The organism is Marinobacter sp. B-21, assembly GCF_056857895.1.
On the sequence record NZ_JBSXNZ010000089.1, the window covers coordinates 178,705 to 201,898 of the forward strand.

A 23,194-nucleotide genomic window follows, 5' to 3' on the forward strand; every position below is an offset into this window, starting at 1 on the left:
TTAGCGTTCCGCACCGGTCTTATTCTTCCATCAATTTGCCATGTTCCACGTGGAACATTCTGTATTCTGGTGCCTTCCCGTCCGGCCAAAGCTGACCAACCCGAGGCCGTTCGATCGACGTAATAAACACCTGACAACGCAATGCCTGTAACCTGCGGGCCAACATCGCCCTGTGCCCTTCATCCAGCTCGGCATTAATATCGTCAAGCAAAAAGGTCACCTGTTTGCCCATGTCACTCAACACCATGCCTTGGGCAATCTTCATCAAAATTACCAGGGTTTTCTGCTGGCCCCGGGAGAAGGTTTCCGCAACGGGCCGTCCCTGAAACCTCAACCGGATATCCGCGCGGTTGGGCCCATAAAGGGTGTGCCCCATTTTACGCTCCTGCTCCCGATGGCCTACCAGTACGTCCACCAGGGATTGAGTGGCATCCCACCCGGCGTAAAATTCGAGCTTCAACCCTTCGGTCCACTGCACTTCAACTTCCCTGACCAGCGCTTCGAATGCGGCCTTGAAGCGGACAAACGTATTGATTCGGGCGTCATTGATCCGGTCACTCAAGGCAGCGTACTGGCGGTCCCAGACCCGCAATAAGGATTCGTCCAGTCTACCATTTCTGAGCGTTTGATTCCGCTGTGATGTCACTCTCTGACATTGCTGCCACACTGACGCAAATGAAGGTTCCACGTGGAACACTGCCCAATCGAGGAACTGCCGTCGTTTCCCCGGCCCCCCGGCAACGACATCGAAAACGCCCGGATCAATCACCGATACCGGTAAATGCATTGCAAGCGAGGACAAACTACGAACGCCTTCGCCGTCGACCCGCAACGCAGTCTCTTTCTGCACCACATCGCGGGAGATACCCAACCGATGTACCAGACCATTACCGCTTTTCCTGGCATCGTCCGTCAGTCCGTGATCGAGTCCGCCAAACACGGTGAATCGCTGCTCACCATGGTGCACTACCGCCTGATGCCGATTTACCCGGAACGATCTCCCCAACCCCAGATAACCAATAGCTTCCAGAACGCTGGTTTTGCCACTGCCGTTCTCTCCATACAGGAGGTTAAAGGAAGGAGAAAAGGTCACGGGCGCCGACGACAGATTGCGGAAGTTTTCAGTCTGGAATTTAACTAACGCCATAGACAAGAGAACTCGAAGCGGAAAGGAAGGAGCCGAAAAAAGAATCCGCACAATGAAAAAGGCAGCGTTACCGCTTCCGGTAACGCTGCCTTAGTGTACAAAAGCCAATGCCTGAAGGCGACCGCCTCAATGAAGCATATTCAGCCGCTCATCCATGAACACATCCATTTCCGGCGCGAGGATGTGCACATAGCGATCAAAATACAAAAACTGTTTCAGTAACAAGGCAAATTCCCGGGGGAAGTGGAGTCCATGGCTTTCCCCGATTTTTACCATATCCATCAGAATATGATTCACATCGTCTTCGGCCTTATCGGCCTCGTAAGGAACCTCGTCGGGTACCATCTTGTCCATCTGTTGGTAGAGCCTGCGAAGATCGCCGGCAAGCTCGTCCACCCGGACAGTCTTATGGGTAATTCCAATACGGATCATGGCGTCGGCCATGCCCTCGAAATTTCCAACCATCACCGCAGAAATAAAATCACTGACCGCCTGCCAGGTATCCGGCTTTATCCGGCCCACGATTCCGAAATCGATAAACCCGACTCGCCCATCTTTCAGGACCATCAGGTTTCCGGCATGAACGTCCGCGTGGAAAAATTCACACTGGGTCAGACTCGCAAACCAGGTGTTCATCGCCGTGATCAACGTCCGCTCCGGATCCCGGGCATAACCCCTGATGCTTTCCAGATCGGTCAACGGCACCCCGTGAAAACGTTCCATGGTCAGGATTCGACGGGTACTGCAATGTTCGAAAACCCGGGGGACGGCCGCATCCTGGTTATGAGTATCGTGCAGAAATTCCCGGAACACCTTCAGGTTGTTGGCTTCCTTGATGAAGTCACATTCCTCCATCATGGTCCGCTGGATTTCTTCGACAATCCCGGACATGGAGGTCCAGGACAATTTCGGCGCCAGTGTTTCCAGAATCCGCGCAGACAGATACAGAAAGTTCAGATCCGTCAGCAGGATATTCTCAACACCCGGCTTCTGTACCTTGATGACCACGTCTTCACCGGTCACCAGTCTTGCGGCATGTACCTGCGCAATAGAGGCGGACGCCAGGGCTACAGGATCAATGTCCAAATAGACTTCGTCCAGCGGACGCCCCAGTTCCTCAGTAATGATCTTCCGGATCACGCCAAAGGGGAGGTTGGGTGTCTTATCCAGGCAGTTCTGGAATTCCTCAACGTACTCCTTGGGGAAGAACGTCGGTGAGCTGGCGATAAATTGCCCGAGCTTTATGTAGGTGGCACCCAGTGATTCAAATGTCTGCCTCAGCAGCCGGGGTGTCGGGGGACGATCTCCCCGAACCCAGTTGATCCCTGTGCGCCCGAGTACCGACACAGTCTGCCCAATCCGGAAAGCTCCTTTGATTCCATTCGTTACGGCACTCATCAGTCTCATCCTCCTACAGCCTCATGGGCATAACCACGTAAAGACAACGGGCATCGTTCTGCGCTTCGATCAACGCACTGCTGTTGGGGTTGGACAGGGTCATCTTTACCTGATCCTCATCCAGTGCGTTCATCACGTCCACCAGGTAGCCTACATTAAAACCGATCTGCAGGGATTCGCCCTGATAATCCACAGGCAGCGCGTCTTCGGCCTGTTCCTGATCCGGATTATTGGCGAATACCTGGAGTTCGTTAGGGGCAAGATTCAGGCGCACACCCCGAATATTCTCGTGAGACAGAATCCCCGCCCGTTGCAGCGTATTCCTGAGCGTGGCGCGGTCTGCCAGTACCACTTTGTCGCCGCCCCGGGGAATCACCCGGTTATAGTCCGGGAATTTGCCCTCAATCAGTTTTGAGGTGAAGGTGTAAGCGCCCACGGTCGCGCGCAGGTGATTATCGCCAATCACCAGGGTGACCGGTGATTCCACATCCTCAAGCAACCGTGCCAGTTCCAGCACGCCTTTACGGGGCACAATAACCTGGCGAAGTTCCGGACAATTCGTCGGCAGGTCCAGGTGAGCCATAGCCAGACGGTGACCATCGGTGGCAACCGTCCGCACATGATCCTTATCCACTTCCAGCAGCAACCCGTTCAGGTAGTAACGAACGTCTTGCTGAGCCATGGCAAAGGCGGTTGTATCCAGCATTTGACCCAACTCTTTTTGGGGCAGTTCCAGCCGGAAACTTTCCGCTTCGTCTTCCACATTGGGGAAGTGCTCAGCTGGTAACGTGGACAGAGTGAAATGACTTGCACCACAGCGCAGATGCAAACGATCGCCTTCCAGCGACAGCTCCATCGGTGCCTCATCACCCAGGGCCCGGCAGATGTCGGACAGCTTGCGGGCCGGAACAGTAATCCGGCCAGGCTGATCCACATGCACCGGTGTTACCCGGGCAACCAGTTCCACTTCCATGTTGGTCCCGGTCAGGGTCAGGGTATTGTCTTCCGCCACCAGCAATACGTTGGACAGCACGGGCATGGTCTGTTTCTTTTCCACGACGCCCGCAATGCTTTGCAGCGGGATAAGCAGGGATTCACGGCTGATCGTCAGTTTCATGGCACTCAGCTTTCTTTATGTTGGAAGGGTGAATGTTGTTCGCCAACGCCCGGCATCAGGTTGTCAGCAGTCTCATAAAATTCTGATAATCCTCGCGGATGCCCGGATCAGTCTCCTGCAACTCCACGATTTTCTTACATGCATGCAGCACGGTGGTGTGGTCGCGACCGCCGAAAGCATCACCAATCTCCGGGAGGCTGTGATTGGTCAGCTCCTTGGACAGAGACATGGCAACCTGCCGTGGCCGGGTCACTATGCGGGTCCGCCGTTTCGACAGCAGATCCGCCACCTTGATCTTGTAATATTCCGCGACGGTGCGCTGAATATTATCAATACTCACCTGCTTCTCATGAAGTGCCAACAGGTCTTTCAGACTTTCACGGATAAACGGGGGAGTGATTTCGGAACCCGTGAAGTGAGCATTCGCTATCACCAAACGCAGCGCTCCTTCAAGCTCCCGAACATTCGATCGGATTTTCTGGGCAATAAAAAAGGCCGCTTCACTGCTCAGCTTGACGTTGGCCTGCTCCGCCTTTTTCATCAATATGGCTACCCGGGTTTCAAGCTCCGGAGGCTCCACCATGACCGTTAACCCCCAACCAAACCGGGATTTAAGCCGTTCTTCCATGTCGACGATTTCTTTCGGGAAACGATCACAGGTCACAATGACCTGCTGGCCGCCCTCAAGCAACGCATTAAAGGTATGGAAGAATTCTTCCTGGGAACGCTCCTTGCGGGCAAAAAACTGGATATCATCGATGAGCAGGGCATCCACCGACCGGTAATAGCGCTTGAATTCATTAATGGCATTGAGCTGTAACGCCTTGACCATATCGGCCACAAAACGCTCTGACCTGAGGTATGCCACTTTTGCCTTGGGATTGCGACGGACAATCTCGTTCCCAATCGCATGCATCAGGTGGGTTTTACCCAGACCCACGCCACCGTAGAGGAAAAGAGGATTGTAGGCGCCACCCGGATTTTCAGCCACCTGCATGGACGCCGCCCGCGCCAACTGGTTGGACTTACCCTCTACAAAGGTTTCAAAGGTGAAGCCTTCATTGAGAAAACTCTGGTGCTTGATATCCCCTTCAATCTGAACCGGCCGGCGCTCACTATAACTTTTGGGTCGCACAGACGTTGATCCGGGCACCGTCGCGGCGACGCCTCTTTCCTCTTCCGTGACCCGACTCCCGGCTTCCTCCAGCACCTGGCCGTTCAGCCGGGCAGGCATTTCCGAGCGCTTGACCGGATCACTTTCCCGGGGCGCCGATCCCACCTTCATGTTAACCCGGGGCGCCTGACCACCGTTCAGATCCTTGAGAACCTCTTCAATGCGCCGAAGGTACTTTTCGTTTACCCAATCCATCACAAAGCGGTTGGGCGCGAACAACATCAGCTGCCCCTCCCGGTGATCGGATTGCAGGGGCCTGAGCCAGGTATTGAACTGTTGTGCGGGAAACTCGTCCCGAAGTACTTCAAGACATTGATGCCACATACTATTTGGCACGACAGCCTGCTCCCGATAACCCTGAAATGTCGCTGAACGGATAAAGGACATCCTGTCCAGAGAGATGACCCCGGATTCTAACCCGCCAGGGCCCGCAGTGAAAGTGCTAAAGCCAGTTCATGAACAGCCTGTGGAAATTTATTCCCTTATATTTCAATTTTGTACGAACTTACCTACAACCTTGTGTACAGAAAATTTCCGCTTCCAGGGTTATACACAGCCCTGTGTGTACAAGCATGGACGAACCCTGTTAGGAACCATGGGACGCAACCGGGGATAACTCGATCGGATTCAACAATACCGTGTTACCCACATTCCGCCCTTGCGTCGTCCACAGACTTCAGGGCCCATTGTCAATACCCTTGTCAACCAACCAACATGTTGTTTTTTCGGACTTAGTTTTGCTTATCCACAGAAAACGTCGTCTCTAATAACAGTAATAATTAATCCTTAAAGAAATTCTAAAAAGACTTACTGAATTTATTACCTGGTCGAACCTGTTCCGGATTTCAGCCATTGGCATAACCCCGTAGCAATAAACATTGAATTCCCGCCGCTATTTGCATAGAATGCCGCTCCTGTTTCGGCTGTACAATTTCCGGCCAGTTACTGAATTTCCAACTTACGAATTGTGAGACCATCACCATGAAAAGAACGTTTCAACCAAGCGTCCTGAAGCGTAAGCGCGTTCACGGTTTCCGTGCCCGTATGGCAACTGCCAACGGCCGCAAGGTTATTTCCCGTCGTCGTGCCAAAGGCCGCGCACGTCTGTCCGCGTAAGCTTTGTCCGCCGAATGAAGGCTTTGGGTTTCCCGAAATCAAATCGTCTCCTGCGACCTGCTGATTACGGTAAAGTCTTCGATGACGTGCAGCTGAAAGTTCCGCACAGGAATTTTCTGATCCTGGCGACACCGAATAATCTCGGTCACGCCAGGATCGGTTTGATTTTTTCCAAGAAAAATCTGAAGCTCTCGGTCCAGAGAAACCGGATAAAACGCCAGGTCAGGGAAAGCTTCCGACTTCAGACGGACCTCCCGGGGCTTGACGTTGTGGTACTGGGAAGACAGGGCCTTGTTTCCCTGGACAACCCAACCGTTCGCGCATCCATGGACGACCTCTGGCGACGGCTCAGGAAAAAATACACTCAATCTCAGCCATCCCGGGCAGCACCATCGGAGACTGCCGGTCGAGGAACGGGTTAATGCGCAAACTTTTGCTCCTGCCCATCCGCTTCTACCAGTATGCCATCAGTCCCATGATGGCCAGCCATTGCCGCCATTACCCCACCTGCTCACAATATGCCGTTGAAGCCATTACTCATCATGGCGCCCTGAAAGGGTTATTTCTCGCAATCCGGCGTCTGTTAAGGTGTCATCCCTGGGCGGAAGGCGGGTATGATCCGGTGCCGGGCACGGAAAAATCCGTGGGCCTGGAATCCGGAACACCCTGCGTGCACGCTGATCATCCCCACACAACAACCCAGACCAGACAGTAACTCTATGGATATTCAACGCATCGTATTATTTGCCGGCCTGGCTATTGTCAGTTATCTGATGGTGCTTGCCTGGAATGAGGATTACCACCAGCAACCGGAGGCCGCCCAGGTTTCTCAATCCGCTCCGTCACAAACCACGGTTGGCCCGGGCAATCCAGATGATATGGTGCTGCCGGAAAACAGTACTGGCTCATCCGTGCCAAACCCTGGCTCTGAAGAATTTGCCACTCCCGAAACCGGAAAGTCCGTTGTCAGCCAGACCGAAGCTGGTACCACCGTCACGAATCAGTTCGTTAAGGTTCGGACTGATGTTTACGAGCTGACGATTGACCGTGTCAGTGGCAATCTTGTCCGCGCCCAGCTTCTGGATTACGACAAATCACTCCACAGCAAAGAACCTCTGACACTGCTCAATAACACCGAAAACCGGTTGTATGTTCTTGAGAGTGGGCTTATTGGCCGTGACGGTCCGGACAGCCGTAAAAACGGCACAGCCCCCCTGTACCAGACCGAAGCGTCGAGCTATGAACTGGCCGAAGGTGATAATCAGCTAACCGTCGACCTGACCTTCACAACCGACAAGGGCGTCCGGATCACCAAGCGCTATCAGTTCGAACGCAACAGTTACGAAATTGCTGTGAAATACCTGGTTGAAAACCAGTCCAGTGAGAACTGGCAGGCCAATTTCACCGGAAAAATTGTACGTGACCAGTCTCCCGACCCCACATCCCAGGCCAGCATGGGTATTAAGGCCTTCCTCGGTCTGGTTGTCAGTTCTCCGGAGGATCCGTACCAGAAATTCAAATTCGACGATCTTCAGGAAAACCAGCTCAACCGGTCCGTCACCAACGGCTGGCTGGCCTTCCTCCAGCACTACTTCATTTCAGCGTGGGTTCCCGAGCGCGACCAGGCTGCCCAGTTCCAGACTACCCGTCGCGGGCCCTATTACGTAATGGGCTTTGTCTACCCGGCGACAACCGTTGAGCCTGGCCAGACCGCTGAAATCGGTGCCCGTGCCTACGTTGGGCCTAAAATTATTGATCGTCTGGAAAACATGGCGCCCAATCTGGATCGCACCGTCGACTTCGGCTGGCTGTTCTTTATTTCCCTGCCACTGTTCGTCATCCTGGAGTGGTTTCACAGCATTGTCGGGAACTGGGGTGTCTCCATTATCCTGCTGACCGTTCTGGTGAAAGCCGTGTTCTTCCATTTGTCCGCCACCAGCTACAAGTCCATGGCCAAAATGCGTGCGGCGGCGCCGCAACTGACCCGGCTCAAGGAACTCTATGGCGATGATCGCCAGCGCATGTCCCAGGAAATGATGGCGCTGTACAAGCGTGAAAAAATCAACCCGCTGGGTGGCTGCCTGCCAATCCTGGTGCAGATGCCGGTGTTCATATCCCTGTACTGGGTTCTGTTTGAGAGCGTACAGCTGCGACATTCCCCCTTCGTGCTGTGGATAAATGATCTTTCTCAAATGGACCCGTACTTCATCCTGCCGATCCTGATGGGTGCAAGCATGTTCCTGCAGATGCACCTGAACCCGACGCCACCGGATCCGATGCAGGCCAAGATCATGAAGCTGATGCCGCTGGTCTTTACCGTGTTCTTCCTGTGGTTCCCGGCAGGTCTGGTGCTGTACTGGCTGACAAACAACATTCTGTCGATCAGTCAGCAGTGGTACATTACCCGCAAAATTGAAGCAGACGCGGCAGCCAAAAAGCACTGACCCGTGCAATTGATCTGACCCAAACAGAGGCTCCTTCGCGGAGCCTCTGTTGTTTCCGCCCCGAGGAACAACCAACATGAGCCAGAATTCTGACACCATCGCCGCCATTGCCACGGCACCCGGCCAGGCCGGTGTTGGCATTGTCCGGGTATCCGGCCCGAAGGCTTCGGAGATTGCCGGACAGATGTTGGGTTTCCGCCCCAAACCACGCTATGCCCATTACGGCCCCTTCCTGGACAGCGACGGTGAACTGATCGATGAAGGAATAGGACTGTTTTTCCCCAATCCCCACTCCTTTACCGGAGAGGACGTGTTCGAGTTGCAGGGCCATGGTGGCACGGTGATCCTGGATCTCCTGCTCCGTGAAGTCTGTAGCCGGGGCGCAAGACTGGCGAGGCCCGGTGAATTCTCCGAGCGGGCGTTCCTGAACGACAAGCTGGATCTGGCCCAGGCCGAGGCGATTGCCGATCTGATCGAGAGCAGTTCGGAACAGGCCGCCCGCTGTGCCGTGCGTTCCATGCAGGGGGTGTTTTCCCGGCAGATTGAGGACCTGGTGGAGGCGGTAACCCACCTGAGGATCTACGCTGAGGCGGCCATCGATTTTCCGGAAGAGGAAATCGATTTTCTCGCCGATGGCAAGGTGGCCAGTGACCTTCAGGCCCTGCTTGACCGGCTTGAGCGGATTCTTGCCGACGCCCAGCAGGGCACCATTTTACGGGACGGCATGAAAGTAGTGATCGCCGGGCGGCCAAACGCGGGCAAATCCAGTCTGCTCAATGCCCTGGCCGGTCGCGAAGCGGCGATTGTAACGGCCATTGAAGGTACCACCCGGGATGTCCTCAGGGAACATATCCACATCGATGGCATGCCGCTGCACATCATTGATACCGCTGGCCTGAGGGATAGCCCGGATGAAGTGGAACAGATCGGGATCGCCCGGGCGTGGGATGAGATCCGTCAGGCCGATCGCATCCTGCTGATGGTGGATGCGACCACCACCGATAAAACCGAGCCCCATGAAATCTGGCCGGATTTTATCGACCGGTTGCCAGCGAACGCTCCGGTTACGGTCATCCGCAACAAGGTGGATCTTTCCGGTGAAGGGGTTGGTATCAGCGCGGAGCCTCACCAGAGTGCTCCGGTCATCCGTCTGGCAGCGAAATCTGCCGGAGGGCTGGAGATTCTCCGGGACCATCTCAAGCAATGCATGGGGTTTGCCAGTACCACCGAAGGCGGATTCCTGGCCCGCCGCCGGCATCTGGATGCCCTTGAGAGAGCTCTGGAACTGCTGGTTCAGGGCCAGAGTCAACTCGAGGGCTTCGGTGCCGGTGAATTGCTGGCCGAAGACCTGCGCGCTGCCCAGGATGCCTTGGGCGAGATTACCGGGCATCTGACACCCGATGAATTGCTCGGCAAGATCTTCAGCAGTTTCTGTATTGGCAAATAGTTTCGGTTCTACCCATGATGTTTAGCATGCAGGCAATAACTGCGGAGATTTTTCACCATGCGTATAACGGCAACTCATCTCGCACAGTGGTCAGACAAGCGTGAAGCCCAAGGAACGCTTCCTGTATTTGTGAGAAGGTTGATCTCGGCAACAGCTCGCACCACGGCGCTTGCCATGCCGGGCGGCGACTCGGTGAACCTACCAGGCTGGGATGGCGTTATAGAAACGGTGGAGGGAAATCCTTGAAGCCTGGCTGGAAACTTCTCCTGCAACCGCTTTGTGGTTGGGCATTCAGTTGGGTATCGCCGGTCACGGCATAGAGGCTGTAGAGAATCACTGGGCGCACTGGAGCAACCAATCCAAACCGGCCGTAACAGCCTCTAAGTTGTTTGCCGGGCGAGAGGAATCCAGGGGTTCACTCAAGAACAGCATTCAGCAGCGCGAACCTTTGATTTCCATTATGGCAGACAGCCAGTCCGAAGCTGTTGCCTTTGTATGCGCACTATTGATTGAAGAAGGCTATTCTCCACGCGCCGCCTGCGTGACCTCAGAAGAGGGCTGGCAGTTTGTGGATGCCAACCCTGGCATTGACTTGGTGGTCATCACCGATAACCGACTTGGCAACCGTCGTTCTCCCCGTGAAGGAATCAGCCTATACAATTCACGAGGTGTTACTTCTCGCATGCCATACGATGGCGGGAAGCAGGAACGCAAGGTTTCAGACGAATTCAGGCGTTTTTCTACCCATTGGAAAGACTCGAAACCCAACCTTGCGGCAATGATCGAAGACCTTGCGAAATCTTACGAGCTAGACGCCCGAAGACAGGATGAAGACGGCTTATGGGCTCAAGAGTGGTGACGATGTATGGATGCTCGCTATCCCAGCACAAACTGGGCTTCTAGCTGATTCAAGAGCTGGAAAGTGGTGATATAGGGTACACCGAAGACGTCGCAGATATTTGGAATTTTGACCTTGGTACTGTTTTGGGGAACTGGTATTTCGTGAGTAACGACAGTACCACCGACAACAGCCGCAGTTGCTATCAGCCAAGGATCAGCCTTGCTGAGGAACTCCGCTACAAATTCTTGCTTTTTTCCTTCCAGCTCAGCTACATGCTGAGCTACTTCTGCGAACTTTTTCTGGATATCGTCGTCTGAAACCGGGATGAACTGGTCCTTCCTATCCTTTACCCAATCCGAAAGCTCGTCATCTCCATCAGACAATTCGTCATAGACTGTGCGGATGCTCGCCAGCGCTGACATCGCGTACTGTTGGTCGAGCCACGCCCAGTAAGCCGGACAGAATGACATTTGGTAGTGGAGATTCTTTGCCTGGATATAGGTGTTGGCGTCCAGCAAATACATCAGATCCCTAATTCTTTGGCATAGTTGGTTATTTTGTGGGGTTTCATATTCAGTAAGCTACCCGCATCCCGAAGAAGAACGCGCCCACTGAGAGCTTCACTGACCAGAGCCTTAGAGAAGGTTTCGCTGATCTGCCCTCGTTGAGTTCTGTAGAACGTAGGGCCACCTTGAGTTCGTTCACGGTTCCGGTAACGTTCCTGAAGATCGTCGACGTAATTCCGGTACTCATCCCGGGAGATTTTCCCGAGTGTCAGTGCCCGCCTTGCGATTACCCATGTGCTGACGCGGAAATGAGCTTCCAATACTGGAAGGTTTTCTTTCCAATCTTCCGCATCTTGCCAGTGGGTATCAAATTCCGCCTCAGGAACCAAAAATTCCGCCGCTACAGCGTTACAGAAAATCTCTTCTCTTTGGTGAGTATCGGGACTTGCGTCAGAAACCCCGCTTTTGCCAAGCCAGATATGCACCAATTCATGGATCAAGGTGAACAATCGTGCGGCCGGGGCGTCGGCTTGGTTGACGAAAATCACCGGTGCCAGAGGATCGGAAATCGCAAAGCCGCGAAATTCTTGAACAGACAGCGGGCGAGAGTGATGACGGATGAATCCCTGCCGCATGACCAGGATGCCCGCCTCTTCGATCTTGCGGATGAGTAGGCGCCAGTAATCTTCCCAGTTACCTCGCTCGGGATGAGCTGGTATGCCGAGCACCTGCCGCATGTTCTGAACCACATCCAGGATATTGGAACGAGCAGTGAACCGACCAACATATGGGTTGCGCTCCACACCTTGGTCTCGGAGATACTCCGCGTACCATTCCTGCCGTCGCAGAACGATCTGGGCCATTTCGATAAGCTCGGAAGAAGGTCGGTTAGGATGATGCCCCCCGACCGTTCGAAGATCTGGTAGCGGTAACGTCTCTTCCGGCGGCTGCTTCAGATAAAGATAGCCAAACGGAATATGGGTTTTGGCGGCAAAGTCTTGAGCCTGCTTGAAGGTCGGTGGTTTCTCCGCTCGCTCCCAGGCGTCAAGTTTATCGTTTGGCACCCCCAGTTTGGATGCCAGAGCAGACACACTAAGCTGTGCCCGCTCCCGGGCCCAGGTTAGGATATCTGCATTGATTCTGGCGTAGGTGGTGGCCATGACTGCTGCTCGGAACAAAATTTATCAGGGCGTAGTGTAAGCTTAGACGGTTTAGGAGCCAACTGATGCCCTTGGCCGTGCGTGCGTCGAACTATCGGCAAGTGAAACGCGAAAAGGCGCAAAATTTACGATTTTCTGCACATTCCCCGAGCGAACCCCGGAAAGCTATTATATGATTGATAACGAAGGGTAGTAGCCACCTAGTGTAATCAGTGTCTGCTGTCCCAGCACGTCCTGCTCCACTTGAGCACGCAATGCCAGAATCTCCCGGAACAGATCACGCCCACGAGTGGCGGTTTCCGACACCCCATTCAGGAAAAACCGCAGCATTATTATTGGTTCGTACCTGCATCAGCGCATCGTAGTAACTGGCGCGGTTGCGCTCAAAAAAGTCCGACAGGTACAGCGATGGCTTATTCAGCAAGCCATGACTTACCAGGTAAAGTGGAATCAGCAAGCGCCCGATACGGCCATTACCATCAAGAAACGGGTGAATGGTCTCAAACTGGTAGTGGCTCAAGCCAATACGGATCGGTTGGGGCACCTGAATCTGATCGTTATGCCAGAACAATTCCAGATCGCCCATCATTGCCACCACACCTTCATAATGGGGTGGGATGAAACTGGCATCGGCTAGGCTGGAACCACCAATCCAGTTCTGGCTGCTCCGAAACTCCCCGGGCAATTTGTGTTCGCCATGCACCCCTTGCAGCAACAGTTCATGAGTATGTTTCAGCAGACGATTGGAAAGGGGGGGGGTACTGGCAAGTTGGGTAATCGCAGAGTTGACGGCCTCGATGTAATTACGCACCTCTTGCCAGTCATCACGTTTTCCGGAGAAATCTGCTCTGCTGGCAGGAGGACTTCATCAATGGCGGTCTGCGTGCAGTTTGGCCATTCCGAGCAGCAAACCCGGCTACTGTAGATTTTGAGAAGAACAGGGAAAACACGTCAGCCCGAGATGTTCTTCAGGCCTGCTTCAGCGGCAGCACGTGAGGCTTCACGCGCTGAACTTTTTGTTGAGCGATCACTCAATAACCGATAGAGTACTGGACAGGTAAAAACCAACAGCAATTGTCCAGGAGTCGAAAGCGATGAGTCCCAGGATTGATTATTACTTCACCAGCATTTCACCGTTCACCTACCTTGGACATCAGGCATTCCTTGAGACCGCCGGGCAGGCGGGGGCTGAGGTCAACTTCAAGCCAGTAAAACTGGCAGAGGTGTTTGCCAACTCCGGCGCGAAACCCGTCCCTGAACGCCCGGCATGCCGTCAGGCGTACCGCCTGCTTGAGATTGAACGATGGGCCAGGAAACGCGGTTTGGCCGTCAACCTCAAACCTGCGCATTTTCCGACAGACCCCGGCTTGGCAGATCGTTGTGTTATTGCACTGCAGCAGGCCGGCCACAATCCTGGCGAGTTTGTGCAGCGGGTGCTGGCAGCCTGTTGGGCCGAGGAGAAAAACATTGCGGATGAAGCGGTGATTCGTGACATTCTGAACGCCCTTGAACTGGACGCCGACGGGTTGATCCAGGCCGCCCAGTCAACGAATATTACGGACCAGTACGACCGCAACAGCGAGGATGCCGTCCGGCAGGGCGTTCTCGGTGCTCCTGCCTATGTGTTGAATGGCGAGCAGTTCTGGGGTCAGGATCGGGTGGAGTTGTTGGCCGAGACTCTGGAATTAATGCCTGGAGCTGAATGATGATCGATCTCTATTATTGGCCGACGCCCAATGGCCACAAGATCACCATTTTTCTGGAGGAGACCGGCCTGGATTACCGGATTCATCCGGTGGATATCAGCGCTGGAGACCAGTTCAAGCCGGAGTTTCTTGCCTTCTCACCCAACAATCGCATGCCGGCCATCATCGACCACGACCCCGGCGATGGTGATGGACCGATCACAGTGTTCGAATCCGGCGCCATCCTCCTCTACCTGGCGGAAAAAACCGGGCGGCTCCTGCCTGTTGATCTGCGCGGGAGAAAAACGGTCATGGAATGGCTGATGTGGCAGATGGGAGGGCTGGGGCCGATGGCGGGGCAAAACCATCACTTCGCGCAGTACGCACCGGAACAGATCCCTTACGCGATCAATCGTTACGTCAATGAAACCAACCGCCTGTACGGTGTACTCGATCGCCGCCTGAGTGGTCGGGACTGGGTTGCCGGCGATTACTCCATTGCCGATATCGCCATCTATCCCTGGATCGTCCCTCATGAGCGGCAAAAGCAAACCCTGACTGACTTCCCCCACCTCGAGCGCTGGTTCCGCTCGATGCAAGAGCGTCCGGCGGTGATTGCTGCCTATGAAAAAGGCGCGCCTTGGTCTGGTCGCCCGACGGTCACCGACGAAGGAAAAAAACTGCTGTTTGGCCAAACAGCAGGTGGCGACAAACAGGATGGCGCCGATTCGTGACGCGTTCGACCAAAGCTTACAAAGCAATCATTAGGCACTGGCGCCTATGGAGCCTGTACCAAAAAAAGGAAGCCAGCCGACTTCCCTCGTCTGGAGAGCTTATCCGGTAAAGGCCAGATCCTCGGCATCCAGTTGCATCAGGTTCTTGCTGGGGCTGAGCATGCTGGCCCCGTGGCTCTGGGCCCGGGGCAACAACCGCTGGAAATAGAACTCGGCGGTGGCCAGCTTGGCCTGGTAGAACCCGGCCGATTCCTCGCCGCCGCTATCGAGCCTAGCCACAGCCACGGCGGCCTGGCGTAGCCAGATATAGGCCATGGTGACGTAACCGCTGTACATCAGGAAATCGTAGGCGGCGGAGCCGACCACATCCCGGTCCTTGCGGGCGGCCAGCATGATCCGCACGGTCAGCAGATTCCATTGGCCAGTCAGCTTGAGCAGCTCCAGGGCATAGGGCCGCAGCCGTTTATCGGTCAGGTGCTTGCGGGCAAAGTTGGCAATGTTCAGGGTGAATTCACGCACCGCGCCGCCCCGGGTCATGAGCAAGACCTTGCGGCCAAGCAGGTCCAGGGCCTGGATGCCGGTGGTGCCTTCGTACAGGGTGGCAATGCGGGTATCCCGGACAATCTGCTCCATGCCATGTTCACGGATATAGCCATGGCCGCCGAACACCTGCACGCCCAGGTTAGCCGCCTCGTAACCGAGTTCGGTCAGAAAACCCTTGAGGATCGGGGTGAGGAAACCGAGTTTGTCGTCGTACTTCTCCGCCTTTTTGTGATCCCCATCGGTAAAGCCCTCCACCATATGATCCGCCAGACGGGCGGCGTAGTAGAGCATCGCCCGTCCGCCCTCGGCAATGGCCTTCTGGGTGAGCAGCATCCGGCGTACATCGGCGTGGTGGATCAGGCGGTCGGCTACCTGGTCCGGTTCCTTCTTGCCCGAGAGCGCGCGCATGGAGCGGCGCTCCTTCGCGTAGGCCAGGGCCCACTGATAGGACAGCTCCGCGGGCCCGACACCCTGAATCGCGGTGCCGATGCGGGCGGTGTTCATGAAGGTGAACATGCAGTTCAGGCCTTCGTTCTCCGGCCCAATCAGAAAGCCGGTAGCCTCGTCGAAATTCATCACGCAGGTGGCGGAGGCCTTTATGCCCATTTTCTTTTCCAGGCTGCCGCACACCACAGAATTGCGTTTGCCTGGGCCACCCTCGTTGTCTGGCAGGAACTTGGGAACGATAAACAGGCTGATACCCCGTGTTCCTTTCGGCGCGTCCGGCAGTCGGGCCAGCACGATATGAACAATATTCCCGGTCAGGTCGTGGTCGCCGGAAGAGATGAATATCTTGGTGCCGGTGAGCCGGTAGCTGCCATCGGCCTGGGGTTCGGCTTTGGTTTTCACCTGTCCGAGATCGGTGCCGCACTGGGGCTCGGTCAGGCACATGGTGCCGCCCCAGCGTCCTTCCGTCAGTGGCGGCAAGTAGGTCTGTTTCTGGTCGTCCGAGCCGTGCAGGAAAATCGTGTTCATGGCGCCCAGGGACAAACCGGGATACATGGAAAACGGCCAGTTGGCGGTGCCCATCATTTCCTGTTTCAGCAGGCCCATGGAAGCGGGCAGACCCTGGCCGCCAAATTCCTCCGGGGCCGAGAGCCCCTGCCAGCCAGCCATGGCGTATTGCTGATAGGCTTCCCGGTAGCCTGCCGGTGTGGTTACCTGACCATTCTCAAGCTTGCAGCCTTCTTCATCTCCCGAGAGATACAGGGGGCTCAGTACCTGCTCGCAGAATTTTCCACACTCAGAGAGTATGGCTTCCACGATGTCCGGCGTGGCGCTTTCACCGCTGGCCAGAGTTGCGTAATGGCGCGGGTAGTCGAACACTTCGTTCAGCAGAAACTTCATGTCGCGCAGGGGCGCCTTGTAAACCGGCATGGCGGAATCCTCTGTATCTGTCCCGGAATCAGTCTGGGGCGACAACCGCCCGTTTCTGTTGTTGTACGCCATTCCCCAGGCACTGCCATTGACGAAAACCACTGACAGGAATGTCAGAACGGACAATTGGCCGAACTGACGGAACCGGCATCGGTGGTTTCAGGGAATGGTCGTTACCGACCGGGCCGGCGTATCTCTCAGCACCCATGCCATCCCAAAAACCGATCAGGGAGTGTAAAAGTCATGCAAAGCCTGCTAACTGTGATTTCGAAGTGCCTACCGGCACCTATACTCTGGATAGTAGCTTCAGCTCTGCTGCTGAGCGGCTGCGCCGGTCCATCGCTCGATGATTACGCGGACAGGACCCCTGAACTGGTACCTGAAGCCTTCTTCACCGGCGAACTTTCGGCCCGTGGCGTGGTCAGGAACTTTTCCGGGGAGGTCATTCGCACCTTTGATGCGGACATTACCGCTACCTGGGATGACGACGGGGTGGGAACCCTGGGTGAAGTGGTGCTTGTTATCCGGTAAATGTGATAACGAATAACTGATAAACCGTAACCGGGAAGAGCCTGGAAATTCTATGTGGAAACAGTGGTTGATTGCGTTGGTGATGGTGGCTTTAGCTGTCGGCGGCGCCGTTATCTACCAGAAGCTGGACGAGGGCACCCTAGCTCAGGACGGTGGTGAGCGTCCGGCCAGTGCGGTCAATACGATCCTGCCACGGCTGCAAACGGTTCAGGATGTGGTGAGGGCTGTTGGCAGCCTGAAGGCCCTGAACGCGGTGGAACTCACTACCGAACTCAGCGGCAGGGTCGTGGCCCTGAATCTTGGGACAGGTCGCCGGGTAGAGCAGGGCGAGGTGTTGTTGCGCCTGGATGATCGCCAGGCCAGGGCCGATCTGCAGGTGATCGAAGCCCAGCTGGCGGATGCCCGCCGGCAATATGAGCGGGCGCAGCGGTTGCGCTCCAACAACAGTATTTCCCAGTCCCAGGTGGATGCACTGAGGACAGCGGTGGATGTGGCCGAGGCCCAGCGTCAGTCGGCACGGGTCCGTCTGGAAAATCACCGTATTGAAGCGCCGTTTACCGGCGTGGTCGGCCTGAGTGATATCAGCGTAGGCGCCTATATTACCTCCGGAACTACGGTAACCTCCCTGGACACCACGGATCGGATGGAGCTCGGCTTTTCGATTCCCGAACGCTTTCTCGGCCAGGTAAGTCTCGGGCAACAGGTAAAGGGCACGTCCCCAGCCTATCCGGACCGACCATTTTCCGGACAACTGGTTGAACTTGGGTCGCGGGTCAGTGAGCTGAGCCGGTCGTTGCCGGTACGCGCGCTGATTGATAACCCGGACGGGCTGCTCAGGCCGGGTCAGTTCATGTCGGCCACGCTCACCCTTCGGGAACGGCAGGCCCTGGTGATTCCGGAGCAGGCGGTGATGGTCCGGGGTGATGAACAGTATGTTTTTGTCGCGGAAGACGGGGTGGCCCGGCGGGTCTCTGTTATTTTGGGTTCCCGTATGCCGGGCCTGGTCGAGATTGCCAGTGGGCTTGGGGAAGACGATCCGGTCATTGTCACCGGCCAGGACCGCCTCAGCAGCGGTGACCGGATTCGGGTATTGGAGGATGACAAGGCCATTCCCGATAACCGTTTTGTTACCGCCAGGGAGTCATAATTCGTGATTCTCTCAGACCTTTCCATCAAGCGACCGGTTTTTGCCACCGTACTCAGCCTGCTGATTGTGGTGTTCGGACTGGCGGCATTGCTGGGTCTGCCGGTGCGAGAGTACCCGGATATCGACCCGCCCGTGGTGTCCATATCCACCGATTACACCGGCGCGGCGGCGGAGGTGGTGGATACCCAGATCACTCAGGTGATTGAAGGTGCGATCAGTGGTATTGAAGGCATCCGTTCCATTGAATCTTCAACCGAGCAGGGCGAGTCCCGGACCAGTATCGAGTTTTCCACCTCCCGGGATGTGGATATCGCCGCCAACGATGTGCGCGATGCGGTATCACGGGTTGCCAACCAGCTACCGGACGAAGCGGATCCCCCGGTGGTGCAAAAGGCAGATTCCGACGCCCGGCCGATGATGTGGGTCACCCTGCGCAGTGATGTCTGGGACAGCGCCGAGCTGAGTGATTTTGCCGACCGCGTGCTGGCAGACCGGTTGTCGGTTCTTGACGGCGTCGCCGATGTCCGCATTGGCGGTGAACGCCGGTATGCCATCCGGGTCTGGCTTGACCGGGAGCGGCTGGCTGCCCGTGAAATCACCGTGGCGGAGGTGGAGCGGGCGTTGCGAGCCAATAACGTTGAGCTGCCAGCCGGTTCGGTGGATTCCTCCACCCGCAATTTCACGGTTCGGGCCGAGGGGCGTCTGTCGAATGTTGAGGAGTTCCGGGAACTGGTGATTCGCCGGGATGGCAACGATCTGCTGCGCCTGGGTGAGGTGGCGAACGTGCAGATGGGCGTTGAGTCCGATGTCAGTCGCTTGCGTGCCAACGGCCAGACCGCCATCGGGATGGGCGTTATCCGGCAGTCCAAGGCCAATACCGTAGCGGTATCCGATGCCGTTCGGGCCGAGCTTGAGAAGATCCGGGAAATCCTGCCGCCGGAAGTGACCATTGCCGAAAGCTACGACGAATCCATCTTTATCCGGGCCTCCATAAAGGAGGTGGTCACCACCCTGGCGATCGCTGTATCTCTGGTGATCCTTGTGATTTTCCTGTTCCTGCGTTCCTGGCGGGCCACCCTGATTCCGGCGGTGACCATTCCGGTCGCGGTTATTGGTGCTTTTATTGGTCTGGGCTTTCTCGGATTCTCCATCAACGTTCTTACCCTGCTGGCAGTGATTCTTGCCATTGGCCTGGTGGTGGACGATGCCATCGTGATGCTGGAGAACATCCAGCGCCGGATTGATGAGGGGGAGCCGCCTCTGCTCGCCGCGTACCGGGGCGCAAAACAGGTCGCTTTTGCGGTCATTGCCACCACACTGACGCTTGTGGCGGTGTTTGTTCCCATCTCGTTCATGGGGGGCAACATCGGCCGGTTGTTCGCCGAATTCGGTTTTACCCTGGCGGCGGCGGTGGTTTTCTCCAGTCTGGTGGCACTGACCCTGGCACCGATGCTGTGCTCCAGGTGGCTCAGGCACAGCCCGGAATCGGCCGAGGGGCACCGTCTTTGGGCCGCCAGTGAAAAAGTCCTGAACGGGCTTACCAACGGTTATAGAAGGCTGCTGCAGTTTTCCCTGAACCAGCCCGGACTGCTGCTGGGGATTGGCATGGTCGGACTGGTGATTGCGGTGGTGGTTTTTCCGAAGCTGCCCCAGGAACTGGCACCCACGGAAGACCGTGGCGTGATTATCATGCCCACCAGCGCCCCGAGGGGGGCGACGGTCGAGTACACTGATCACTATGTCCGCCAGGTAGAGCAGCAGCTTCTTCCCTATCTGGACGAGGGCATCGCCAATCGGCTGCTGGCTATCGTCGGGTTTCGGGACGAAGAAGACGCTGCGTTCCTGATTATGGGCCTGGTGCCCTGGGAGCAGCGGGACATCAAGCAGCAAGAGGTCGCCAGTGAAATAAGAAAGAAGCTGGCTGACGTTTCAGGTATCCGGACTGTGGCGGTAAACCCGCCGGGTCTGGGTCAGCGAGGATTCAGCCAGCCGGTTGAGTTCGTGATTGCCGGCCCGGACTACGAATCGGTCCAGGCCTGGAGTGACGAGATTGTCGAGCGGGCCAGAGAAAACCCGAATCTTCAGAACCTCGACACGGATTTTGAACTTACCCGGCCGGAACTGAGGGTCTCCATTGACCGCGAACGGGCCGCCGATCTGGACATCACCATTGAGGATGTGGGGCTGACACTCCAGACCATGTTGGCGTCCCGACAAGTCACCACTTACCTCAACCGTGGCCGTGAGTACGATGTCATCATCCAGGCAGAGGATGCCAACCGTGCGACGCCGGAAGACCTCGGGCAAATCTTTTTGCGGCCCCGTGAGGGTGGCAACCTGATCCCGCTGCAGGCGCTGGTTTCGGTGCAAGAGATTGGTGCCAATCCGGACCTGCGCCGTATTGACAGGCTTCCGGCGGTAGTTATCAGTGCCTCTCTGGCTGACGGCTACGATCTCGGCTCTGCCCTCACGTATCTGAACAACCTGGCTGTGGATAACCTACCTCCGGAAGCGCGGGTCAGTTACAGGGGCCTGAGTCGGGAATTCCAGGAGTCCTCCGCCGCGATTTATGTCACCTTCGCTCTTGCGTTTGTCATCGTTTTCCTGGTGCTGGCGGCGCAGTTTGAAAGCTGGATTCATCCGCTGATCATCATGCTCTCGGTGCCCCTGGCGGTCACCGGTGCCCTGCTGGCGTTGTGGTGGACGGGGATCAGTCTCAACATCTACAGCCAGATCGGAATCATCATGTTGCTGGGGCTGATGGCCAAGAACGGCATATTGATTGTGGAATTTGCCAACCAGCTCCGGGACAGGGGCTACGAGGTGAGGGATGCGATTCTTGAGGGTGCCTGCCTGCGGTTCCGTCCGGTGCTGATGACTACCATCTCAACCGTGTTCGGTGCGATTCCCCTGGTGATTGCCACCGGTGCCGGGGCCGAGAGCCGGGCGGCCATCGGGATGGTGATTCTCGGTGGCCTGACCTTCGCCACCACACTGACCCTGTTCATCATTCCGGTGCTGTACAACTTGCTGGCCCGGTTTGCCCAGTCCTCCAACGCCGTGGAAAAGGAACTGGAACGCCAGGCCGCAGGCCGGGCCGGTGGCACCGGGCTGGCAGCAGCACCCCGGAACCGTGCTGACGATTTCTGAGGGCGCCGGCCTTGCAAGCTGCACCAAAACAGGATTCTTCATGGCAACACACAGTCAGTTCCGTTTGCTCGGTCAGCGCCGGTTTCTGCCGTTCTACCTGACCCAGTTCTCCGGTGCCTTCAACGACAACCTGTACAAGAACGCCCTGTTGCTGCTGATTACCTACAGCGCCGGCGACCTGATGGGCCTGTCGGTGAATGTCGTGGTCAATCTCGCGGCCTTCCTGTTCATACTGCCGTTCTTCCTGTTCTCCGGTATCGCCGGGGAAATGGCGGATCGCTATGAAAAAGCCCGGATCATCCGGAATGTGAAACTGGCGGAAATTGTGATCATGTCGGTTGCGGCACTCGGGCTCTGGTTTGGATGGTACGAACTGCTGCTGGTCCTGCTGTTCCTGATGGGCGCCCAGTCCACGTTTTTCGGCCCGGTAAAATACGCCATCCTGCCCCAGGTACTGGCAGACGACGAACTGGTGGGTGGCAACGGTCTGGTGGGCATGGGCACCTTCGTGGCGATCCTGCTGGGCACCATTGCCGCGGGCCTGCTGATGGGTTTTGAGACTGCCGCCAGGCTGACGGCGATTGCCGTGGTGGTGATGGCGGTGTTGGGGTACCTGGCGGCGCGCCAGGTTCCGGCAACCGGGCCCGACGTTTCCGGCATTACGGTTCGCTTCCGGCCGGTGCTGGAAACCCGGAATCTGATGATCGTGGCGGCGGAGCGACGTCAGGTTCTGCTGGCGGTACTGGCGATTTCCTGGTTCTGGTTTCTTGGCGCCGCCTACCTGACCCAGTTTCCCAACTTTGCCCGCACCAGTCTGCTGGGCGATGAAACGGTGGTGACGCTGCTGCTGGCCATGTTCACTATCGGTATCGCCATCGGTTCCATGCTGTGCGAACGGCTCACCAAACACCGGATTACCCTGGCCCCCGTGCCCTGGGGCGCCCTTGGCCTGAGTCTGCTGGGGATTGATCTGTTCTTCGCGGTGCCGGACGATCCGGTTGCCTCCACCTGGTGGACCCTGGTGACCGACCCGGTTTACCTGAGAGTCCTGCTGGATCTGGCCGGCATCGGGGTATGCGGCGGTCTGTTCATCGTGCCCCTGTATGCCTTTATCCAGCATGAAACCCCGCGAACCAAACGCGCCCGGATCATCGCTGCACTGAATGTGATCAACGCCCTGTTCATGGTGGTGAGTGCCCTGGCCGGGATTGTAGTCCTTGGCCTGCTTGAAGTGAGCATTCCGGGCTTTTTCCTGTTGTTGTCAGTGCTGAACGGGGTGGTTCTGGTGGTGGTATGGCAGCTGCGGCGCAAAACCGCGGCTCATTCTGTGGATAATTAGTTGGACAACCTACGGACAAACTCTGGATTACCTGTATGTATATTAATTAAAACAATAGGTTAAGGTGTTATTTTGGGTGGTTGACAAGTAGCCTTGCATGTGGATAACTTTCTTGAAAACTTTTCTGAGAAGAGCAATCCAAGCCTATGAAAAGCCGGAAATTTCGGTTTTCCACTACCCACTGAATCGTGAAAAAAGCGGTTTCCGGCCCCCTGTGACAACCAGCCGGCTTTCAATGGCGATTTTATCTGGTTAAAATTTGCACATTCCGACTGCATTTTCCCAGGTGAGGCGTTATACTCGCCGCCCTGTTTTTATACCTTTTTTTCAGCCCGATT

Annotated in this window: 20 protein-coding genes; 12 read left to right on the forward strand and 8 right to left on the reverse strand. The window is 56.2% G+C overall.

Annotated elements, in window-relative coordinates:
* Nucleotides 1-19: 19 nt before the first annotated feature.
* The 4 genes from recF to dnaA form a co-directional block, all read right to left on the reverse strand.
* Nucleotides 20-1,147: a DNA replication/repair protein RecF gene (gene recF, locus AC13C0_RS20775; protein ID WP_117618939.1), complete on the reverse strand. Its 1,128-nt coding sequence runs from the start codon at nt 1,145-1,147 to the stop codon at nt 20-22.
* Between the two features lie 126 nt (nt 1,148-1,273).
* Nucleotides 1,274-2,545 (reverse strand): ABC1 kinase family protein, encoded by a 1,272-nt coding sequence (locus AC13C0_RS20780; RefSeq protein ID WP_117618940.1) that lies wholly within the window; start codon nt 2,543-2,545, stop codon nt 1,274-1,276.
* A gap of 13 nt (nt 2,546-2,558) precedes the next feature.
* Entirely contained in the window at nt 2,559-3,662 is a 1,104-nt protein-coding gene (gene dnaN, locus AC13C0_RS20785; RefSeq protein WP_341580942.1) for a DNA polymerase III subunit beta, read from the reverse strand.
* Nucleotides 3,663-3,717: 55 nt separating this feature from the next.
* A complete protein-coding gene (gene dnaA / locus AC13C0_RS20790; RefSeq protein ID WP_341580943.1) occupies nt 3,718-5,172 on the reverse strand; it encodes a chromosomal replication initiator protein DnaA in 1,455 nt (484 codons plus the stop codon).
* Nucleotides 5,173-5,817: 645 nt separating this feature from the next.
* On the opposite strand from dnaA, the gene rpmH reads away from it, so the two are divergent.
* The 6 genes from rpmH (at nt 5,818) to AC13C0_RS20820 (ending at nt 10,702) form a co-directional block, all read left to right on the forward strand.
* On the forward strand, nt 5,818-5,952 hold the full coding sequence (rpmH, locus tag AC13C0_RS20795) for a 50S ribosomal protein L34 (RefSeq protein WP_008172542.1): 135 nt from the start codon (nt 5,818-5,820) through the stop codon (nt 5,950-5,952).
* Between the two features lie 14 nt (nt 5,953-5,966).
* Entirely contained in the window at nt 5,967-6,374 is a 408-nt protein-coding gene (gene rnpA, locus AC13C0_RS20800) for a ribonuclease P protein component (protein WP_117618942.1), read from the forward strand.
* Nucleotides 6,374-6,667 (forward strand): membrane protein insertion efficiency factor YidD, encoded by a 294-nt coding sequence (gene yidD, locus AC13C0_RS20805; RefSeq protein ID WP_117618943.1) that lies wholly within the window; start codon nt 6,374-6,376, stop codon nt 6,665-6,667. Before rnpA ends, yidD begins: the two co-directional genes overlap by 1 nt.
* Before the next feature lie 4 nt (nt 6,668-6,671).
* Nucleotides 6,672-8,396, forward strand: a complete 1,725-nt coding sequence (yidC, locus tag AC13C0_RS20810) for a membrane protein insertase YidC (protein ID WP_117618944.1) — start codon at nt 6,672-6,674, stop codon at nt 8,394-8,396.
* Nucleotides 8,397-8,472: 76 nt separating this feature from the next.
* Nucleotides 8,473-9,843, forward strand: a complete 1,371-nt coding sequence (gene mnmE, locus AC13C0_RS20815) for a tRNA uridine-5-carboxymethylaminomethyl(34) synthesis GTPase MnmE (RefSeq protein ID WP_341580944.1) — start codon at nt 8,473-8,475, stop codon at nt 9,841-9,843.
* 277 nt (nt 9,844-10,120) lie between these two features.
* Nucleotides 10,121-10,702, forward strand: coding sequence for a hypothetical protein (locus tag AC13C0_RS20820; RefSeq protein WP_205422198.1), 582 nt, complete (start codon nt 10,121-10,123; stop codon nt 10,700-10,702).
* Between the two features lie 17 nt (nt 10,703-10,719).
* Here AC13C0_RS20820 and AC13C0_RS20825 read toward each other — a convergent pair whose 3' ends face one another.
* The 3 genes from AC13C0_RS20825 to AC13C0_RS20835 all read right to left on the reverse strand — a co-directional run bounded on the left by AC13C0_RS20825 (nt 10,720) and on the right by AC13C0_RS20835 (nt 13,161).
* Entirely contained in the window at nt 10,720-11,208 is a 489-nt protein-coding gene (locus tag AC13C0_RS20825; protein WP_227539290.1) for a DUF4411 family protein, read from the reverse strand.
* Entirely contained in the window at nt 11,208-12,350 is a 1,143-nt protein-coding gene (locus AC13C0_RS20830; RefSeq protein WP_117618947.1) for an XRE family transcriptional regulator, read from the reverse strand. The genes AC13C0_RS20825 and AC13C0_RS20830 overlap by 1 nt, the downstream gene beginning before the upstream one ends.
* A gap of 277 nt (nt 12,351-12,627) precedes the next feature.
* On the reverse strand, nt 12,628-13,161 hold the full coding sequence (locus AC13C0_RS20835) for a Fic family protein (protein ID WP_341580945.1): 534 nt from the start codon (nt 13,159-13,161) through the stop codon (nt 12,628-12,630).
* 283 nt (nt 13,162-13,444) lie between these two features.
* Here AC13C0_RS20835 and AC13C0_RS20840 point away from each other — a divergent pair, with 283 nt between their 5' ends.
* Nucleotides 13,445-14,056: a 2-hydroxychromene-2-carboxylate isomerase gene (locus AC13C0_RS20840; protein ID WP_117618948.1), complete on the forward strand. Its 612-nt coding sequence runs from the start codon at nt 13,445-13,447 to the stop codon at nt 14,054-14,056.
* Nucleotides 14,056-14,769, forward strand: a complete 714-nt coding sequence (locus AC13C0_RS20845; RefSeq protein WP_341582805.1) for a glutathione S-transferase N-terminal domain-containing protein — start codon at nt 14,056-14,058, stop codon at nt 14,767-14,769. The genes AC13C0_RS20840 and AC13C0_RS20845 overlap by 1 nt, the downstream gene beginning before the upstream one ends.
* A 99-nt stretch (nt 14,770-14,868) precedes the next feature.
* On the opposite strand, the gene AC13C0_RS20850 is transcribed toward AC13C0_RS20845, so the two are convergent.
* Nucleotides 14,869-16,689, reverse strand: a complete 1,821-nt coding sequence (locus tag AC13C0_RS20850) for an acyl-CoA dehydrogenase C-terminal domain-containing protein (protein ID WP_117618950.1) — start codon at nt 16,687-16,689, stop codon at nt 14,869-14,871.
* Between the two features lie 243 nt (nt 16,690-16,932).
* On the opposite strand from AC13C0_RS20850, the gene AC13C0_RS20855 reads away from it, so the two are divergent.
* From AC13C0_RS20855 to AC13C0_RS20870, 4 genes are read left to right on the forward strand one after another with little or no spacing between them, the layout of a single operon-like run.
* The gene (locus AC13C0_RS20855) at nt 16,933-17,220 is read left to right on the forward strand and encodes a DUF3833 family protein (RefSeq protein ID WP_341580946.1); all 288 of its coding nucleotides are present in this window, start codon (nt 16,933-16,935) and stop codon (nt 17,218-17,220) included.
* A gap of 52 nt (nt 17,221-17,272) precedes the next feature.
* A complete protein-coding gene (locus tag AC13C0_RS20860; protein ID WP_341580947.1) occupies nt 17,273-18,367 on the forward strand; it encodes an efflux RND transporter periplasmic adaptor subunit in 1,095 nt (364 codons plus the stop codon).
* Between the two features lie 3 nt (nt 18,368-18,370).
* On the forward strand, nt 18,371-21,517 hold the full coding sequence (locus tag AC13C0_RS20865) for an efflux RND transporter permease subunit (RefSeq protein WP_117618952.1): 3,147 nt from the start codon (nt 18,371-18,373) through the stop codon (nt 21,515-21,517).
* A 40-nt stretch (nt 21,518-21,557) separates the two neighbouring features.
* Nucleotides 21,558-22,856: an MFS transporter gene (locus AC13C0_RS20870; protein WP_117620395.1), complete on the forward strand. Its 1,299-nt coding sequence runs from the start codon at nt 21,558-21,560 to the stop codon at nt 22,854-22,856.
* Nucleotides 22,857-23,194: the final 338 nt, after the last annotated feature.

Coding starts and splice junctions, on each gene's coding strand:
- AC13C0_RS20855 (WP_341580946.1), top strand. CDS start 16,933: ATGCAAAGCCTGCTAACTGTGATTTCGAAGTGCCTACCGGCACCTATA.
- AC13C0_RS20870 (WP_117620395.1), top strand. CDS start 21,558: ATGGCAACACACAGTCAGTTCCGTTTGCTCGGTCAGCGCCGGTTTCTG.
- AC13C0_RS20825 (WP_227539290.1), bottom strand. CDS start 11,208: ATGTATTTGCTGGACGCCAACACCTATATCCAGGCAAAGAATCTCCAC.
- AC13C0_RS20780 (WP_117618940.1), bottom strand. CDS start 2,545: ATGAGTGCCGTAACGAATGGAATCAAAGGAGCTTTCCGGATTGGGCAG.
- rpmH (WP_008172542.1), top strand. CDS start 5,818: ATGAAAAGAACGTTTCAACCAAGCGTCCTGAAGCGTAAGCGCGTTCAC.
- recF (WP_117618939.1), bottom strand. CDS start 1,147: ATGGCGTTAGTTAAATTCCAGACTGAAAACTTCCGCAATCTGTCGTCG.
- AC13C0_RS20850 (WP_117618950.1), bottom strand. CDS start 16,689: ATGCCGGTTTACAAGGCGCCCCTGCGCGACATGAAGTTTCTGCTGAAC.
- yidC (WP_117618944.1), top strand. CDS start 6,672: ATGGATATTCAACGCATCGTATTATTTGCCGGCCTGGCTATTGTCAGT.
- AC13C0_RS20840 (WP_117618948.1), top strand. CDS start 13,445: ATGAGTCCCAGGATTGATTATTACTTCACCAGCATTTCACCGTTCACC.
- rnpA (WP_117618942.1), top strand. CDS start 5,967: ATGAAGGCTTTGGGTTTCCCGAAATCAAATCGTCTCCTGCGACCTGCT.
- AC13C0_RS20830 (WP_117618947.1), bottom strand. CDS start 12,350: ATGGCCACCACCTACGCCAGAATCAATGCAGATATCCTAACCTGGGCC.
- AC13C0_RS20845 (WP_341582805.1), top strand. CDS start 14,056: ATGATCGATCTCTATTATTGGCCGACGCCCAATGGCCACAAGATCACC.
- AC13C0_RS20860 (WP_341580947.1), top strand. CDS start 17,273: ATGTGGAAACAGTGGTTGATTGCGTTGGTGATGGTGGCTTTAGCTGTC.
- mnmE (WP_341580944.1), top strand. CDS start 8,473: ATGAGCCAGAATTCTGACACCATCGCCGCCATTGCCACGGCACCCGGC.
- yidD (WP_117618943.1), top strand. CDS start 6,374: ATGCGCAAACTTTTGCTCCTGCCCATCCGCTTCTACCAGTATGCCATC.
- dnaN (WP_341580942.1), bottom strand. CDS start 3,662: ATGAAACTGACGATCAGCCGTGAATCCCTGCTTATCCCGCTGCAAAGC.